The organism is Bacillus sp. FSL M7-1020 (assembly GCF_038050415.1).
Taxonomy (GTDB): domain Bacteria; phylum Bacillota; class Bacilli; order Bacillales; family Bacillaceae_G; genus Bacillus_A; species Bacillus_A toyonensis.
In genome coordinates this window covers 2,394,800-2,414,085 of sequence record NZ_JBBOTW010000001.1, presented here as the reverse complement: position 1 = coordinate 2,414,085, position 19,286 = coordinate 2,394,800, and the positions used below count along the sequence as shown (strand labels likewise).

General features: G+C 33.5%; 8 protein-coding genes. 5 read left to right on the top strand and 3 right to left on the bottom strand.

The window, feature by feature from the left end; all coding sequences use genetic code 11:
• Positions 1–85 precede the first annotated feature (85 nt).
• The 5 genes from MHB70_RS12210 (at position 86) to MHB70_RS12190 (ending at position 15,155) form a co-directional block, all read left to right on the top strand.
• Positions 86–1,789: a M4 family metallopeptidase gene (locus MHB70_RS12210; RefSeq protein WP_061529410.1), complete on the top strand. Its 1,704-nt coding sequence runs from the start codon at positions 86–88 to the stop codon at positions 1,787–1,789.
• Between the two features lie 483 nt (positions 1,790–2,272).
• Positions 2,273–4,843 carry a type I pullulanase gene (pulA, locus tag MHB70_RS12205; protein ID WP_061529411.1) on the top strand — a complete coding sequence of 857 codons (2,571 nt, stop codon included), beginning with the start codon at positions 2,273–2,275 and terminating at the stop codon, positions 4,841–4,843.
• 781 nt (positions 4,844–5,624) lie between these two features.
• On the top strand, positions 5,625–6,602 hold the full coding sequence (locus MHB70_RS12200; protein ID WP_001290973.1) for a SagB/ThcOx family dehydrogenase: 978 nt from the start codon (positions 5,625–5,627) through the stop codon (positions 6,600–6,602).
• A gap of 32 nt (positions 6,603–6,634) precedes the next feature.
• On the top strand, positions 6,635–13,645 hold the full coding sequence (locus MHB70_RS12195; RefSeq protein ID WP_061529412.1) for a non-ribosomal peptide synthetase: 7,011 nt from the start codon (positions 6,635–6,637) through the stop codon (positions 13,643–13,645).
• 55 nt (positions 13,646–13,700) lie between these two features.
• Positions 13,701–15,155 (top strand): pyridoxal phosphate-dependent decarboxylase family protein, encoded by a 1,455-nt coding sequence (locus MHB70_RS12190; RefSeq protein WP_061529413.1) that lies wholly within the window; start codon positions 13,701–13,703, stop codon positions 15,153–15,155.
• An 88-nt stretch (positions 15,156–15,243) separates the two neighbouring features.
• Here the strand turns inward: MHB70_RS12190 and MHB70_RS12185 are convergent, their stop codons facing one another.
• The 3 genes from MHB70_RS12185 to MHB70_RS12175 all read right to left on the bottom strand — a co-directional run bounded on the left by MHB70_RS12185 (position 15,244) and on the right by MHB70_RS12175 (position 18,982).
• Positions 15,244–16,200, bottom strand: a complete 957-nt coding sequence (locus MHB70_RS12185) for an alpha/beta hydrolase (protein WP_000857947.1) — start codon at positions 16,198–16,200, stop codon at positions 15,244–15,246.
• 912 nt (positions 16,201–17,112) lie between these two features.
• The gene (locus MHB70_RS12180) at positions 17,113–18,114 is read right to left on the bottom strand and encodes an alpha/beta hydrolase (RefSeq protein ID WP_000577691.1); all 1,002 of its coding nucleotides are present in this window, start codon (positions 18,112–18,114) and stop codon (positions 17,113–17,115) included.
• A gap of 406 nt (positions 18,115–18,520) precedes the next feature.
• Positions 18,521–18,982, bottom strand: a complete 462-nt coding sequence (locus MHB70_RS12175) for a GNAT family N-acetyltransferase (protein ID WP_000140903.1) — start codon at positions 18,980–18,982, stop codon at positions 18,521–18,523.
• Positions 18,983–19,286: the final 304 nt, after the last annotated feature.

Below are 19,286 nucleotides of genomic sequence, written 5' to 3'. Positions count from 1 at the left end.
TTTTGTATTTTCTCTTTTTTTCGACATAAATAGACAGTATACTTTGTACAAGCTTTCTATTTCAAAAATTATACGAGGTGAAAAAATGAAAAACACAAAGACATTAACTAAGGTAGCATTAACAACAGGATTAGCTTTAACAGCTGTGGCACCATACGGAATAGGTCATGCAGAGGAAACAGATCAACTACAAGTTCAAATTCAGGAGGAATCGTTCCGTTCGGGTGAACTTACACAACCGTCACAAAAGGCACCAGAAAATGTAGTAAAGGATGCACTTAAGGAGAAAACAGAACAAGCTCTGTCCCAAAAACAAGTCAATGGAGAAACAGGAGTAGATTATAAAGTTCTTCAAAAACGTGATTCGTATGATGGGACTACACTCGTACGTATCCAGCAAACATATGAAGGAAAAGAAGTATATGGCCATCAATTAACCGCACACGTAGATAATAAGGGGGTTATTAAAAGTGTTTCAGGTGATAGCGCGCAAAATTTAAAACAAGAAGAATTGAAAAAAACTATTAATCTATCAAAAGATGAAGCAAAACAATATATTTTTACGAAGTACGGGAACGATATCAAGTTTATTTCTGAGCCAGAAATTAAGGAAGTTATTTTTGTTGATGAAAATAATGGACAAGCTAGCAATGCATACCAAGTTACATTTGAAGCTGCAACACCAAACTATGTTTCTGGAACTTATTTAGTAAATGCGCAAAATGGCAATATGTTAAAAAATATGGTACAAGAATCTAACTTAAAAGCAAGTGAAAAACTAGTTGGGGCCTTAAAGGAAAGTAAAAAAAGCAGTCTTACATCATTAACTGGAACAGGAAAAGATGATTTAGGTATTTCTCGTTCATTTGGTATTTCTAAACAAAGTAATGGCAAATATGCGCTTGCTGATTATACAAGAGGGCAAGGAATTGAAACTTATGATGTGAATTACAAAGATATTACTAAAGAAGAAAGCTATTATCCTGGTACATTAGCAACTAGTACTTCAACAACATTTAACGATCCAAAAGCAGTAAGTGCTCATTACTTAGCAACAAAGGTATTTGATTTTTACAAAGATAAATACAAGCGTAATAGTTTTGATAATAAGGGACAAAAGGTAGTTTCAGTTGTACATGCTTGGGATTCTGAAGATACGAACGATCCGAAAAATTGGCAGAATGCATTAAGTGCTAATAATGGAAGTATGCTTGTATATGGCGATCCTATCGTTAAAGCATATGACGTAGCTGGACATGAATTTACACATGCTGTTACTTCTAGCGAATCTAATCTTGAATATTACGGTGAATCTGGTGCAATCAATGAGGCACTATCTGATATTATGGGAACATCTATTGAGAAATACGTAAATAACGGAACATTTAACTGGACAATGGGTGAACAAACCGGATCTGTTTTCCGTGATATGGAAAACCCAGCTTCTGTGCAATCTTCACTTGGAGTACCTTATCCAGATGATTACAGTGAATTTAACGATTTTAATGGCTGGGATCAAGGCGGCGTTCATTTTAATTCAAGCATTATTAATAAAGTTGCGTATCTCATTGCAAAAGGTGGAACTCATAACGGAGTAACTGTTAAAGGAATTGGTGAAGATAAAATGTTTGATATTTTCTATTATGCAAATACAGATGAGTTAAACATGACTTCTAATTTCAAAGAATTGAAGTCTGCATGTATTCGAGTGGCAACTAATAAATATGGAGCGAATACAGCTGAAGTTCAAGCAGTTCAAAAGGCATTTGATGCAGCAAAAATTAAGTAAGTTAGAAGTATTATTTTCATTCTTATATTAATACATTATGAAAAACAGCTAATGTCACTTTAAGGATATTAGCTGTTTTTTTACACAGCAATGCATTATTGATAATAAACTTACTAAGCGATAATTAGGCTGTCTATCTTCAATACGTTGCGAATAATATATAAGGTTAAATGTATATAAAAACAGAAAATTAATAATATATTGACCTCTTGATAGAAAGTGCTATAGAATGAAAACGATAACAAACGATTGCTTTAAAATGATTTCCCTGATCTTTTAGTATTTATAAGTATATAAAGGCATAAAAAATCTATTTTTTTAAGTTTTAATGCAAACGCTTTCGTATTAAAAGGTCATTGAAATACATATGTGAAAATAGCCAATATGGAGGTGAAGTAAAAGAGATTTCTAGTTTAATTTAAGCAGTGTAATTTATACGAGCATAATAAATCGCTCGTACTATTTAAAGAAAGGGTGTATGTGGTGCGAATAACAAAAAGATTAATTAACAAATCAGTTTTATTACTTACTATAATCGTTATGTTATCATCTGTTTTCTCTTTTCAGAATGTGAAGGCAGTTTCAAATTCAAAAACAACTGAAATTATCGTTCATTACAAAGAGCAGTCTGGAAACACAAAAGACTGGAATCTTTGGATGTGGGGAGAAAATGCAAATGGTAAATCATATGAATTTACTGGTGAAGATGAATTTGGAAAGTACGCAAAGATTAAAATAGATGGTGACTATAATCGTGTAGGATTTATTATTCGTACGAATGAGTGGGAAAAAGATGGTGGCGATCGTTGGATTGAAAATATAAAGGACGGTCGTGCTGAAGTATGGATTCTTTCGGGTGATGAAAAAGTATATAACTCTAAGCCTTCTTCAGATCTCACAATTCAAAAAGCTACTATTGATAGTTTTAATGAAATCACTGTAACGACTAATGTTCCTTTTAATAGTAAGGAACAGAAAATTGAAATTGAGGGCATTAAAATTAAGGAAATTAATCCTTTTGATAAAAATGGTGGAGATATTACTAATAAGGTGAAAATAATTACAGAACAGAAAATTGATTTAAAACAGACATACAAAGTTAAAATAGAAAACTTAGCTTATATGAATACTGAAATCGGTAAAGTCATTCGTAGCGAAGAGTTTGATAAATTATTTTATTATAGTGGTAACGATCTAGGGAATTTATATTCCCCGCAACATACAAAATTCCGTGTATGGGCTCCTACTGCGAGTGAAGCAAAGTTAGTTACATATAAAAAATGGAACGATAAAATAGGTACTGAAATAAACATGCAACAAGGTGAAAAGGGAACTTGGAAAGCAGAAATTAAAGGGAACCAAAAAGGTCTCTTTTATACGTATAAGGTGAAAATTGGGGATAAATGGACTGAAGCAGTTGATCCATATGTGCGTGCTGCTTCTGTAAATGGAGATAAAGGTGTAGTCATTGATTTAAACGAAACAAATCCGAAAAAATGGAAAGCAAATAAAAAACCGGAATTTAAAAAACCGGAAGATGCTATTATTTATGAATTGCATGTACGCGATCTTTCCATCCAACCTGAAAGTGGCATTAAACAGAAAGGAAAATATTTAGGGGTAACAGAAAAAGGAACAAAAGGGCCTGAAGGTGTAAAAACAGGACTTGATCATATGAAAGATCTTGGTGTTACGCACGTTCAGTTTTTACCGATATTTGATTATGCATCAGTCAATGAAGAAACTTTAAATGAACCACAATACAACTGGGGATATGACCCGAAAAACTTCAACGTCCCAGAGGGCTCCTATTCTACAAATCCATATGAGCCGACTGTTCGAATAACTGAATTAAAGCAAATGATTCAAGTGCTACATGATAATAATCTTCGTATTGTAATGGACGTAGTATATAACCATATGTATAATGCGGCTGAATCTAATTTTCATAAGTTAGTTCCAGGTTATTATTACCGATACAATGAAGATGGAACATTTGCAAATGGAACTGGAGTAGGAAATGATACTGCTTCAGAACGAAAAATGATGAGGAAGTTTATGGTTGATTCTGTCACATATTGGGCAAAAGAATACAATTTAGATGGATTCCGTTTTGATTTAATGGGCATTCATGATTATGAAACAATGAATGAGATACGTAAAGCTGTTGATCAAATTGACCCTTCCATTATACTGCATGGAGAAGGCTGGGATTTAAATACACCTCTTGCAGCTGAGTTGAAAGCAAATCAAAAAAACGCGGAGAAAATGAAAGGGATTGCTCATTTTAACGATAATATACGTGATGGATTGAAAGGTAGTGTATTTGAAGAGAAAGAAAATGGTTTTGTAAATGGAAAGCAAAACATGGAAGACCGTATTAAAAAAGGCATTACAGCAGGCATTGACTATGATACAAATTCGTCTACCTATCAAGATCCGGAACAGGTATTAACTTATGTGGAAGCTCATGACAATCATACATTATGGGATAAACTTGAGTTAACTAATCCAGGTGACAGTGCAGAAGTGCGAAAACAAATGCACAAATTGTCTTCTTCAATTTTATTAACATCACAAGGAATTCCATTTTTACATGCAGGGCAAGAGTTTATGCGCACGAAATATGGTGATCATAACAGTTACAAATCTCCTGATTCAATTAACCAGATGGATTGGTTACGCCGTGCAGCATATAATAATGAAGTAGATTATATGAAGGGCTTAATAGATTTACGCAAAAAGTACCCAGCTTTTCGAATGACATCTACTGAGCAAATTAAAAAGCATATATCATTTATAGATGCTCCCAAAAATGTTATAGCTTATTCAATAGATGGAAAGGGCAATGGGAATAAAAATGAAAACTTTATGGTGGCTCACAATGCAAATAGAGAATCCGTTGACATAACTTTGCCATCGAAAGGTCCTTGGAAAGTACTAGTAGATGGTAAGCAGGCAGGTAGTAAAACACTTTATGTTGTCCATAATAATAAAATTAAAGTTCCTGCATTAAGTTCATTCGTTTTAAAAACAGCGAAACCGATTAAATAAAAGCAAGTCATGTGGAAGTATATACTGAATTGAGTACATGTAATAAGGATTGTACATGCAAAAAGCGAAGTGACGGTTATTTTCACTTCGCTTTTAAAATTAAATTAATATAATTTCACATACTGTAATTATATTACAATTTAATAAAGGAAATAGACAAGAAATTATTTCTATTGTAACAGTAGGAGGAGAAGATATCTTTGTATTAATTCCTACAAATCGTTTAAAAAATAGCAAAGATGAAAAAGTATATGGAATTAAAATAGAGAAAAGACACCATTTAAGGTGTCTTTTCTCTATTTTAAATACGATATGTTAGTAAATAACTTGTATGTAAAAGTAAGTTGCATTTTCACACTAACTTCAAAAGAAAAATATTAAATTCTTTTCTTAATCTATATGTAATAAATCTCATTAGAAAATTTTATTGCTATAACAAATAAAACTTTCTCAATATTATTGTGTTTAATAACTATATCCATCTGCTTTCCAATCCATTACAATAATTTCACATTGGAAATACACGAATATTCTCAATGTTCTAAATGGTTTATACCTTATAGGATTACTATGGGAAAGGATGTGAAATGTCTAATAAAAAAATATTTTTTATGATGAAATAAAAAATTTTAATGAAGAAAAAGTTATTTTATTATTCTCAAGCTTTATTGAAGTACATGTATTTATAATCACTTCGAGACAAGAGGAAGAATCTAAAAATTATTTTTGTAGATTAGAAAAGTGTATTTGAAAATTAAGTTAAAAGTTTATGGAGGGTTATATGAGCGAGAAAATTTATTATTGGTCTCCTATTAAACATTGGGAGAAGTTGCATAATGAAGTTTTGATAGGGGAAATGAGATTTACAGGTATTCTGTCTGAGTGGTTTCCTGAGTTTTATTTTTTGACTCAAAAAGGTGTGAAAATTAGTGAACTAGTAGAACGCTTTTCTTTAGGAAATGTAGAAGAGACACAAAAAACAATAGAGCTTATGATAAAAAATCGTGTGTTAGTAAGTAACATATTACACCCAAGAGAAGTATTTTCCACACAAGAAAAGATTTTTCCAAATCCATATAGCGACCAGATTCGCTTTTCTAAAGAATATTTAGATATGTATATGAGTGAACAATTGAATCGAACGCACGTTTCTGCGCGACCAGCCGAAATTCAACTTGAAACAACAAATGAGCTACCAACTATAATCAAGGAGCGTAGGTCTTGTCGCCAATTCGATATGAAAAAACATATTAGTTTTTTAGAATTTTCCCAATTCATATCAACTCTAAAACAGGTTAGGAAAGAAAATATATACTATCATTACGCAAGTGCAGGCGGGCTCTACCCTATTGATATCTTTATTTATATAAAACCAAAACGTATAGAAGGTATGAAAGCTGGATTTTATTATTATAACCCATCAAAAAACTGTCTTGTGATTGTAAATAATATTGATCAAGTAATCAAAAGTGATCATGAGTTAATTAACCAAGATTTATTTACTCAGTCTGCCTTTTCAGTTTATTTGGTTTATAATGCGAACGCTTCCATCCCAAAATACGGTTCAGATGGATATTTATTTGCTTGTATTGAGTCTGGTATTATCACTGCTACCTTAAATATGGTGGCTGAGACTTTGAATTTAGGCGTTTGTTCAGTTGGTCATATGAAATTTGAAGAGATTGAGCAATTTTTATGTTTGGATAGCCATCAAGTATTTCTCCATGGGCTTGAAGTTGGCTTGAAAATTAACGAATAGATGAAATGAATATTAGGGGGATAAAGATAAAAATGCACATTAAAGATCGAAGTTCGATTCATGAAAATAAAGGGGTAGAGGCGTTTTGGAAGGAGCAGTTATCTTCCGAGGTTCTCGATTTTTCTGTATTTAATAGCGGTTACCAACTAAATAAAGAAAATCCTTGCGAGCACGTTCAAGTCATAATGAATGTAGAGTTTAGTAAAAGTATACAAAAAGTAAGTAAGTCTCAAGATTTATTATTATTTAGTTGGTTACAGGCCACGTTAAGGATTTGTTTGGCACACTATACAGATCAAGAAAAAATTACTATTGGTATTCCTGTAATTGAAAAAAATCTTGAACAAAGCGAGAATCTTAATAAATTGATTCCTTTAGGAAGTGAAATCCATCCTCATCACAGCTTTAAAGAAGTAGTAAATCAGATTGAACAAGCGACTTTATTCGGGTATGACAATCAGAGTTATCCACTTTCTGAATTATTAGCGAAACACCATTTAACTCCTTTTCAAATTGTTATTGGGATGGAAGGATTACATAATAAAAATTCGATAGAAGAATACGCAGAGAATAATTTAGCCATATGGATACGAAGAAAATGGAATGAAATACATAATGAATTTGAATTTCAAATTTCTTTCAAGTCTCATTCATTCTCTTCTTTGCAACAGTTTGCAAATTCATATCTTTATGTTTTAAAGCAAGTGTCAACAAATTCGAATTTGGCTGTGAAAGATATTTGTATCATTTCAGAAGAAGAGAAAGAGTTGCTAAAAGAATTGAATCAAGGTCAGGCGGACATAGAATTGTCTCAATCATTTCAAGATTTGTTTGAGAAGCAAGTATCAAAAACCCCAGATCAAATTGCTGTTGTTTGTAATGATCAACCTTTGACATATAGAGAATTGAATAAGAAAGCAAATCAATTGGCTTCTATTCTTCAAAGTAAAGATGTTTCGACAGAAAGTATTATTGGGGTTATGGTGGATCGGTCATTAGAAATGATCATTGGTATGGTGGGGATATTGAAAGCCGGAGCAGCATATTTACCAATCGATCCTAATTATCCAAATGAACGAATTGAATATATGTTACAAGATAGTCAAGCAAAATGTTTACTGAGCAAGCGAACAGAAGTAGAATTGCCACAATTTGCGGGTGAAGTGCTGTATCTTGATGAGGGGCATTTCTTCCAAGGTGAAGAAAGTAATTTAGTTCGAGAAAGTCATCCTAATGATTTGGCTTATGTTATTTACACATCAGGATCGACAGGAAATCCAAAAGGAGTAATGGTGGAACAGAAATCTCTTGTCCATTTTTTAAGTGTAATGAGAGAAAAAGTAAAAGATAATCATTCATTCTTGTTTCTTGCTAGTGTATCTTTTGATATTTCCCTGTTAGAAATATGTCTTCCTTTAACTCAAGGTTCGAAAGTAGTTATTGCTACAGAGGACCAGTTTGCAACAAAAGAATTGGCTCATTTGGTCAAAGAGCATAATGTGGATCTATGGGAGTCAACGCCATCGCGAATGGAAGTTATTTTGAGTGATCCAGAAGGGGCAAATTTTCTAAAAGATTTAAAATCTATTTTGTTAGCTGGAGAAGCATTTTCCATTGATTTGGTTGAAAAGATTCGATGTATTAGTGAAGCAACGATTTTAAATATTTATGGTCCTACAGAAACAACTATTTGTGCAACAGTAAAGGATTTAAGCACTGCCAAAGAAGTTACGATTGGAAATCCCAATCCGAATTATCATTCCTATATATTGAATAAGTATGGTCAATTAAAACCATTTGGAATTCCGGGTGAACTCTGCATTGCTGGCGTGGCGGTAGCACGAGGGTATCTTGGTAAACCTAAACTGACAGATGAAAAGTTTGTACAGAGTCCATTTATGGTAGGAGAAATGATGTATCATACGGGTGATCTTGTTCGTTGGTTGCCTAATGGGGAGCTTGAATATCTAGGTCGAATGGATCATCAAGTGAAAATTCGGGGGTATCGGATTGAATTAAGAGAAATCGAAAGTCAGTTAAGGGAGTATCCAGAAATAAACCAAGCTATTGTTGTTGATCAAGTATATGGAAATAGGAAATTATTAGCTGCTTACTATGTATCGGATAATAAGGTCCCTTTTGGTGAAATCAGAAAATATTTAAGTGATAAATTACCTGAGTTCATGATTCCTGAAAAAATGATTCAGGTGGAAGAGATTCCGTTGAATCCAAATGGGAAAGTAGATAGGAAAAGGTTATTGGATATAACACAAACTGATTATGTATCAATTCCATACGTTGCCCCGCGCAATGAAATTGAACAAAAATTGGTGCATGCATGGGAAAAAGTTATGGAGATTGAGGGAATTGGTATTCATGATAATTTTTTCGCACTAAAAGGAGAATCGATTAAAGCATTACAGGTAATAAATTTATTAAGAAAAGACTGTTTGAAAATAAGTACAACAGATTTTTTTAAGCACCCTACGATTGCTCAACTTAGTTCTTGTATAGAGGTAGAGCATAAAGAGGAAAGGTTTGAAAATAGACCAACTCATGTTAAAAATTTGTCTAAGCCATTTCCCTTAACAGAAGTTCAGACAGCGTATATGTTAGGAAGGAATTCACAGTTTGAATTAAGTGGTATTTCACCTCAAACATATTTTGAATATGAAACAGAATTGGATATCAATCGTCTTTCAAAAAGTCTTCAAAAGGTAATTCATCGTCATCCAATGTTGCGAGCTGTAATTTTATCAGAGGGAAAACAGCAAATATTAGAAAGTGTTCCTGATTACGAGATTGAAATAGTGAGCCTCATAGATTTAGATGATGGGAAACAAAATGCTCGCTTGCGAGAAGAACGTTCTCGAATGACTAACCATGTATTCCCTTTGGGGCAATGGCCTTTGTTTGAATTAAAAGCCTTTCTTGTAAAAGAAGACACGTATTTATTATGTTTTCGATACGATGCTTTATTAATGGATGGAGCTAGTATGAACATTGTTGGACAGGATTTGTTTCATTATTATTATAAACCAGAGCAAAGATTAGGACCTCTATCTTTTGATTTTCAAGATTACATGTTTATTTATAATGAAATGGAACAAAGCACAGAATATAAAACAGCAAAAGATTATTGGACAAGTAAGCTTCCTGATTTTCCATTTGCGCCTTCCTTGCTGTTAAAAAAGGACCCGATAGAGATTGCTATTCCTAAATTCCAATCACTTACTAAAATCCTAGACAATGAAAAATGGACAAAGCTACGAAAGTTAGCACAAGAGAAAGAAGTAACTCCTTCTGCTCTGCTTTGTACAATATATGGTGATGTGTTGGCATATTGGAGTAATCAACATCGATTGGCAATTAATTTGACTGTATTTAACCGTTATCCTGTTCATGAAGAAGTAGAGAAAATTGTGGGAGATTTCACTTCACTCATCTTGTTGGATATTGATGTAAAACCAGAGCAATCTTTCTTTACTAGAGTAAAAGAAACGCAATCTACTTTATTAGATGGCCTTGAACATCGCCATTACGATGGAGTTAATTTCATTCGAGATTTTACTCGATATCATCAAATGACGCCAAAAGCAGTTATGCCAATTGTTTTCACCTCGATGCTAGCAGGTGCGGGTGCTTTTGCTTGGGAACAGCTTGGTTCACTTCGCCATATTCATGCTCGGACTCCACAAGTGTATTTGGATAATGTGGTAATTGAAAAAAATGGAGAGTTATTAATTAGCTGGAACTATGTTGAAGAATTGTTTGATGTTGATGTGATAGAAGCAATGTTCGCCCAATTTGTTGACTTATTGGAACAATTGGTGAAACAAAGCGACGTAACATCTTTGCAGATGAAAGAATCGGATCAAACTTTAACTGAGCAATACAATGAGACAACAGAAAAAATACCTTCAACTACTCTGTATCAATTATTTACAGACCAAGTAAAACGCACACCGGATGAAGTAGCAGTGGTTTTTGAACAAGATTGGTTAACATACTCGGAGCTTCATAAGCGTTCCAATCAAGTTGCGCACTTTTTAAAAGAACAAGGAATTGGTCTAGGTGACAAAGTTGGTCTTTTAGCACAAAGACGAGTTGAGACAATTGTTAATATGATAGGTATTCTAAAAGCGGGTGCCGCGTATGTACCGATTGATCCTGACCATCCTTTAGATCGTCAAACATATATTTTAGAAAATAGCACATGCAAACTTTTATTAGAAGCTAGTCTTTATGAAGAAAGGCATTTGTCATTATATACAACAGAAGATATGCCTGCCATTGCTGGTCCGGAAGATCTTGCCTATATTATCTACACTTCAGGAAGTACTGGAAAACCGAAAGGAGTAATTATTACTCATCAAGCGGTTTCAAATACAATTCAAGATATTAATCAAAAATATCAGGTAAATGAAGATGATCGTACTATTGGTATTTCTTCCATGTGTTTTGATCTATCTGTATACGATATTTTCGGAACTTTGAGCACAGGTGCAATGTTGGTAATGATTCGTGATCCAAGAGACATGCAAGAATTAATCCGTACTGTCGAACGTAGAGGAATTACAATTTGGAATACAGTGCCTGCAATCATGGATTTGGCATTGGAGCAAGTAGGTTCTCATTTTGAACATTCTTCCTTGCGTTTAGTTTTACATAGTGGAGATTGGATTCCACTTTCTTTACCAGAAAAAATAAAACGACATTTTCCAATTGCAGAAGTAATTTCACTAGGAGGAGCAACAGAAGCATCGATTTGGTCAATTTATTATCCGGTCAATCAGGTGGCATCACATTGGAATAGTATTCCATACGGGATGCCTTTGGCAAACCAAACGTATTATGTGTTGAACTATGAAAAGAAAATGTGCCCTGTTGGTGTAATTGGGGATTTATATATCGGGGGAGTGGGCCTTGCTAAAGGATATTTAAATGATGAACAAAAAACAAATGAAGCATTTGTATCACATCCTGATTTTGGTCTTATATACAAGACAGGAGACTGTGGAAAAATGCATCCTGAGGGATATATTGAATTTTTAGGCCGACAAGATTATCAAGTCAAAATTCAAGGATATCGAGTAGAGTTAGAAGAAATCGCCCATTGTCTTCTCACTTACAAACAAGTCGAACATGCAGTAGTGATTGATCAGACAGATGAGTATGGAATAAAATTTTTAGTCGCATATGTGGTAACTGAGCAAAATATTAGCACAACAGAACTACGAAAGCATTTGCGAGATCACTTGCCAGATTACATGATTCCTTCTTATTTTGTTTATTTGGAACAATTGCCCTTGACTCCAAACGGGAAATTAGATAGAAAAGCACTCCCTACTCCGGCGAAACAAAAAAGTGAAGTATTTATTGCTCCAAAAACTGAAATGGAAAAAATATTAACTAGTGTTTGGCAAGAAGTACTCAAAGTAGATCGGATTGGAATAAATGATCATTTCTTTGCCTTAGGTGGAGATTCGATAAAAGCTATTCAAGTTTCCGTCAGACTGTATAGACAAGGATTTGAGCTAGAACCAAAAAATTTATTTTCATTTCCTATATTAGGAGACATGGTTCAATTTGTTAAAAAGCTAGAATATCTTCCAAATTCGCAAACAAGTGATGTAAACAAAATGAACGATAATAAAGTTACATCACTAGATGTTAAAGATAAACAGCTTAATCAACATACACTCATCAAATTACAAGAAAAAATGCCCGAAATAAAAATAGAACGTATTTACCCATTGGCACCTTTCCAGGAAGTTATTTATGAGCATGCTGCGACTGAACCTGATACAAATGCATATTTCGAACAAACAATTTGGGCACTTGAGGGGGAGCTGGATATTAATCTCTTTATTCAGTGTTTCCAACAATTAGTTGCTCGTCATGATTCTCTAAGAACCATAATTGTGCAAGATGAACAAGCACAACCTTGGCAAGCTGTTCTACAAGATGTTCAAATGATTTCAGAGATAAAAAACTTGATTGAGATGACGAAACAAGAACAGCAAGAATTCCTAGACCAGTGGATGAATGAAAATTTAAGTCAAGGATTCAAAAATGATGAACTCATGACCCGTCTCTGTATATTCCAACTAGGTAATAATGAGCATAAGGTGGTTTGGAGTTCCCATCATCTATTATGTGATGGTTGGAGCGTCAGCATTTTGATAGACGAATTATTCCAGCTCTATGAAACAATAAATGCGGGAACTACGGCAGAGTTACCTATGGTGAAACCTTTTGAGACATTCATAGATTGGACTGTAACACGTGATCATGAAAAAGCACGTCATTTTTGGCGGGATTATTTATCAGGATACAATCGGAAAATTAGCATTCCTAAAAAGAAAGTACCAACTCAAAGTGAAGGGTTAAATTTCACATTTAAGGATTTAACATTAGATAAGGATTTGACTAATCAGTTACAGACATTTGTAACTAAAAACAATATAACTATGAATTCGGCATTACTGGCTGTATGGGGAATATTGCTTGGCAAATACAACGGAGTGAGAGAAGTAGTATTACCTAATCTAGTATCAGTCAGACCTCCCGAAGTAGAAGGGATTGAAAATATGTTCGGTCTGTTCACAAATGTTTTGCCTATCCGACTAGCATGGACAGAAACGCAATCTTTTGTGGACTTCCTGCAAAAAGTACAACTAGAAACATTGAAATGTAATGAGTATGCATACTATTCATTTGTTGATATACAAAAACAAAGTGAATTAAAAAATCAGTTGACTGACCATCTTTGGGTTTTTGAAAACTATCCGACTAACCCAGCTATCTTTTCTTCAAATGAAAACAGAAATTTTGCCATCACAGATTATGAAGTTGTTGATGAGCCGCATGTAAAGTTTGGAATTATGTGCTTCCCTGAAGAGAAACTTACAATAAAGTTTGGATATGATCAAACCGTATATGAAGCGGAAAAAATACAGGAAATATTGAATCACATCCATCAGTTAATCAACACAATTCTTCAAAATCCAATACAGGCAATCGGTGATTACAAATTATAAAAAATAAAAAGGCGAGCAAGAACTCGCCTTTTTAAATAGAATAGGAGTAAACCAAATGACAAAAAACTTGCAGTTATCAGCCGAAGAGATGCGTCAGTTAGGATATCAAGCTGTGGACTTGATTGTTGATCATATGAATCATTTAAAAAGTAAACCAGTTTCGGAAACAATTGATAGTAATATTTTTAGAGACAAGCTAATTGAAACAATTCCAGAAAACGGATCCAACCCAAAAGAGTTACTTCATTTTCTTAATAACAATGTGTTTAATCAAATTACTCATGTGGACCATCCTCATTTTATGGCTTTTGTGCCAGGTCCGAATAATTATGTTGGTGTAGTAGCAGATTTTTTAGCAAGTGGGTTTAATGTATTCCCTACAGCTTGGATAGTAGGTGCAGGTGCGGAACAAATTGAATTAACGACAATCAACTGGTTAAAATCAATGCTAGGATTCCCTGATTCAGCTGAAGGGCTATTTGTCAGTGGCGGTTCCATGGCTAATTTGACTGCACTTACTGTAGCGAGACAGGTCAAGTTGAATAATGACATAGAAAATGCGGTTGTGTATTTTTCTAACCAAACTCATTTTTCTGTAGATCGAGCACTTAAAGTATTAGGTTTTAAAAATTCTCAAATTTGCCGAATTGAAACAGATGAAGATTTAAAAATTTCAGTTAGTACTTTAAGAAGGCAAATAAAAGAAGATCGATTAAAAGGAAAAAAACCATTTTGTGTTATTGCTAATGCAGGGACAACGAATTGCGGAGCAGTTGATGCTCTTAATGAATTGGCTGATCTCTGTAGTGATGAAGATGTATGGCTGCATGCGGATGGGGCTTATGGGGCTGCAGCAATTCTTAGCGAAAAAGGAAGGGAGTTGTTAAGTGGAATTCATCGTGCCGATTCTTTGACGTTAGACCCGCACAAATGGCTTTTTCAGCCTTATGATGTCGGTTGTGTACTCATTCGAAATAGCCAATATTTAAGTGAAACATTCCGTATGATCCCAGAGTATATTAAGGATACAGAAACTAATATAGAAGAAAAAGTGAATTTTGGGGAGCGTGGAATTGAACTTTCTCGTAGATTTAGGGCATTAAAGGTATGGCTTTCTTTTAAAGTATTTGGAGTCACAGCTTTTCGCGAGGCAATTGATCATGGCATTATGTTGGCTGAACAAGTTGAAGAGTTTTTAAGGAAAGAAAAAGATTGGGAAGTGGTAACACCTGCACAGTTAGGAATTGTTACTTTTCGTTATATTCCATGTGAGCTAACATCTACAGATACAATTCATGAAATAAACAAAAAACTGGTGGAAGAAATTAATCAAAGAGGATTTGCTATGCTAAGTACGACTAAATTAAAAGGAAAAGTAGTAATTCGACTTTGCTCTATCAACCCAAGGACAACAAAAGAAGAAATAATTCAAATCATGATGAACATAAAAGCATTGGCAGAGGAAATAAACACATCGCCTAAACATCTTATATCCGTTTCTCAACCTTGATATATTAGGTGAATTTTACACATTAATAGCCGATTCTAAATGAGAATCGGCTATTATACTATTTACGAGTGTTTTTCTTGTATAGGGATTAAGCCTCAACCTTAGAGACTCTTTTGAAACCGGTCTTTACTGCTTGTACCATTTCGTTTACAGCGTAAATAGATACATCGGCATTTTGATTTAACCCTTCAAACCAGTGATAGGCATTTGGATATAAATGAAACTCGACATCAACACCAGCTTGCGCTAGTTTGCTTACATAGGTTAATGTTTCACTGCGGAATGGATCTAATTGGCCAACAAATGTGTAAGTACATGGTAAGTCACTATAATCCTCCGCTCGGGAAGGCGCTGCATAGGCAGGGATTTTATCCGTTCCATACATTTCTCCTAAATACATTTTCCACCCAGCTTCATTTGCTTTTTGGTTCCAAACAAATCCCTCTTTAATTTCATTCGCTGAAGGTGTATTATTTCGGTCATCAATCATTGGATATAGTGGCATTTGTAAACAAATTGAAGGATATTTTCGATCTCGCGCTAATAATGATAATGCTGCTGTTAGTCCACCGCCAGCACTTACTCCTGCAACCCCAATTCGATTCGAATCAATGTTTAATGACTTTGCATTATCAGCGATCCATTTTAAAGCTGAATAACAATCCTCAATTGGTGCTGGGTAAGGGTGTTCAGGTGCTAAGCGGTAGTCTACAGATACGACCACACAGCCAGCTTCTTTTGCAAATCTCATACAAGTATCATCGTTATCATCTATAGAACCTAAGATATAACCACCACCATGTATCCATAATAAGACAGGTAAAAATTCATTATTTGATTTTGGACGATAAATTCTTAATGGTAACGGATTATCATCAGGTCCAATAATGATTTCATCAGTTAACGAAAGGGATTCATCAACAACGGTAGGTGGTCTCATTTGAGCTATTCCTTCTCTGATTGATTGCAAGTTTTCCGGGCGTAAATCGAGATCTGGAAACATCTCTAACCCTTGTAATAACTCTGGATTTACTCTTGTTTTCATTTTAGCACCTCTATTTGTAATTGTTTTCGAAAAAAATGAAGTGTATTCTAAGTAGTTTAATTGTGAAAAAACATCACAATTAAATTGTAAATTGAATATGTCTTAGCAGTCAACAGAATATTCGGAAATTAGAAGCTTTCTCAAGAAGGAGTTTCATGCAACCAGTAATACAAGTGATTAATTTAGGAGTAAAGTGTTTTCATGTCGTTGTAGTTATTTACAAGTAGTTTTCTAATTGAACCAAGAGGTGATCCGTTTTATTTTAATGGCATATTGCAACGGATACATGTTCGAATTCATATTCGGAAAGGATTAGTAAATTTGTATTCCTTAATATATAATTTAAGAAAATACTCATGGGCCGGCATTAATATAGGAGAACAGTACAAATTAAAATAACTGTTTAAAAAAATTCCTTTTATTTGGTTAGAAAAGGAGTAAATTCTTTTTTCCTTATATAGAATCATGAAGAAGTATGAAAATCAGAATTTATAATTCAAAAGCCAGCTTGAAGTAATTGCAATAATTACTTTGGATAGGAATCTTAAAAAAATAAAAAAAGAGAAGAACTCACCAATGTTCTTCTCTTTTTTTATGTGTAATTAGGGTTTCCATAATTGTAGATATGGATGGTGTAAATGAATGGATGAATAACTTACTCTTAAAATTATAACAGAACAAATAAAGCATTTTATATGTAATATTGCATAAACAAGCTAAACAACAATAATATCTGGTGAATAAGTAGCGCTTTTCCATATGGCGAGTTTATTTCATAGTTTCTTCTTAAATTCTATATCATTTTCCAATCATGCAAGGTTAAGGGAGGTGACAATAGAAAGATTTAAAAATGAGCTCAGTATAAAATAAAACATTATAAGTATAAAATCCTGTACTTAGTAATCTCTTGTATTAAAGCATGACATTGGGAAAGTGTGGGGAGTTCAATCGATTCTGAATAAAATTGATAGTATCAGTTGCAATTTTTTTACGTTTAAGAACAATCCCAGCATGCCCACATGTATAAATATATCGAGTAGGTTTTTCCCAAGATGCCCACAAGTAGTCCGTATCCTCACGGTGCACATATAGATCGTGCTTGCCTGAAATTAATAAAATATTTTCTTTTTTCACTTTTGGTAATGCTTGACTCGGTTCAGTGATTTTCCAATAATCTATTAAATCATTATACGTTACACCATGATGTTCCAAATCTTTTCTAATGAATTTACCTGGATTTGTCTTCCAAATTGAATATGAAAGTCGATTCGCGTAGAAAATGGATGCCAATACATCAATGTCTGATTCAACAAGAGCTGTTAGGTTTGTAATAACCCCACCTAAACTGATTCCTATTAAAATCAAGGGACCATTTTTATTTGCTTTAATCCATTTAATCAAAGTTCGTAAATCAGCTACCGCTTGTCTAGTGGCTTGTACAGTTCGTTCAATATTAGCACTTACCATGTACTCTCCACTGAATAGGGATTGGTTGGGTTTTCTTTCAAAATGATAGGGTAGAGTAAAATAATACATATTCCACTTCAAGTTAGTCATATGGTCGTGAAATATTTTTTTTACACGTTCGTTAGAATCCATTCTCCAACCGTGAACGAAGATGACATGAGGTGCATCTTCGTTTTCATGTAAAAATAATTCCCCAGTTACAGAATCGTTGCGTGAATCACCAGATTGAACCGAGCTTTTATATTTGAACTGTCCAACCATGTATTCCTTTTCTTGCTTTGCATGCTTAATGTTAAAATGAATATTAGATGGTTGTACTTTATAAAAAAATTCTATATCCTTTATATCTAGTGCGGTGTTAGAAAGAGAAGTATATTGAAACTCTCCACTTCTTTTTTTGTGCAAATCATACAAGGCGTATCGATCAATGAGTTTTGAAAAAATCAAATTAACTTCCTCCAAAATACATATTGTTTAAAACATGGACAAAATTTATGTTTTATTTATACTGTAAATTAAATTTAAAATATTTTTTTCGTCTAATAGTACGTGCTTGAATTATAAAGCCAGGTGATAAATTTGTATATTATATTATAAAACTAACAATAAAATAAAACCATAAATAATTTATACTACAATTTAAAAGACAAGTTAATATTCTCATTTATATGAGAGAACATTAACTTGCTTATTTTCGTATCAAAAGATACACCGTTTGAAGTAATGTAATTTAAATGATGAACAATGTATCAATTAATATATTTTATTCAGTGATAGTTACTATAGTTTTCGAAGCCGGTAGTCAATGAACCTTACAATATGCATCTTTTGGGTATATAAATAACAATATTCATTAAAGAAAAAGTTTTAATCCTTCATGAGAATCTTTAAATCCTAATTTCTTATAAAATTGCAACGCTTCCTGTCGTTCTTTATCTGTTGTTAACTGTACTAAATGACATCCCCGCAATGTAGCCCGTTGAATAGCCCATTTAATAAGTTTAGTTCCTATACCTTTACCACGTTTTGATGAGACTGTCCGTACCCCCTCAATAGTAGCTCTCCAACCCCCTTGACGTGCAATGTAAGGCGTAAATGTAATTTGTTGAAGACCAACAATCTCCGTCCCATCACACGCTACAATCAACTCATTATTTGGATCACAATCAATAGCATGAAATGCTCTTATATAACTATCAGGGAGTGGTGTTTCATAGCGCTCTCTTTTATTGCCTAAAACATCATCAGCAAGCATTTTTACAATATCATCTAAATCATCTGCCGTAGCAATCCTAAATGTTATAGTTTCTGTCACTATTAAAAAACCTCCTTAATGTATGCACTTGTTACTTTTATTTTACTTGTTTAAATACAATAGGTTAAATTATAAAATATTATGAGTCTCTATAACTTTTTCTTATAGATAACATAAAAGCCTAACTTATAAAATGATATATTAGGCTTTTTAACACAATATTATTATTAAAAAATCCGACCAACTTCAATAAAACGCCATATTCATTAATGGATTTTCATATTTAACAAACCACATATAACCATTCAAATAGGGTGCTTTTAATTAGCTCTATAGAAATTACATAATAAGCATAGATTTGTAA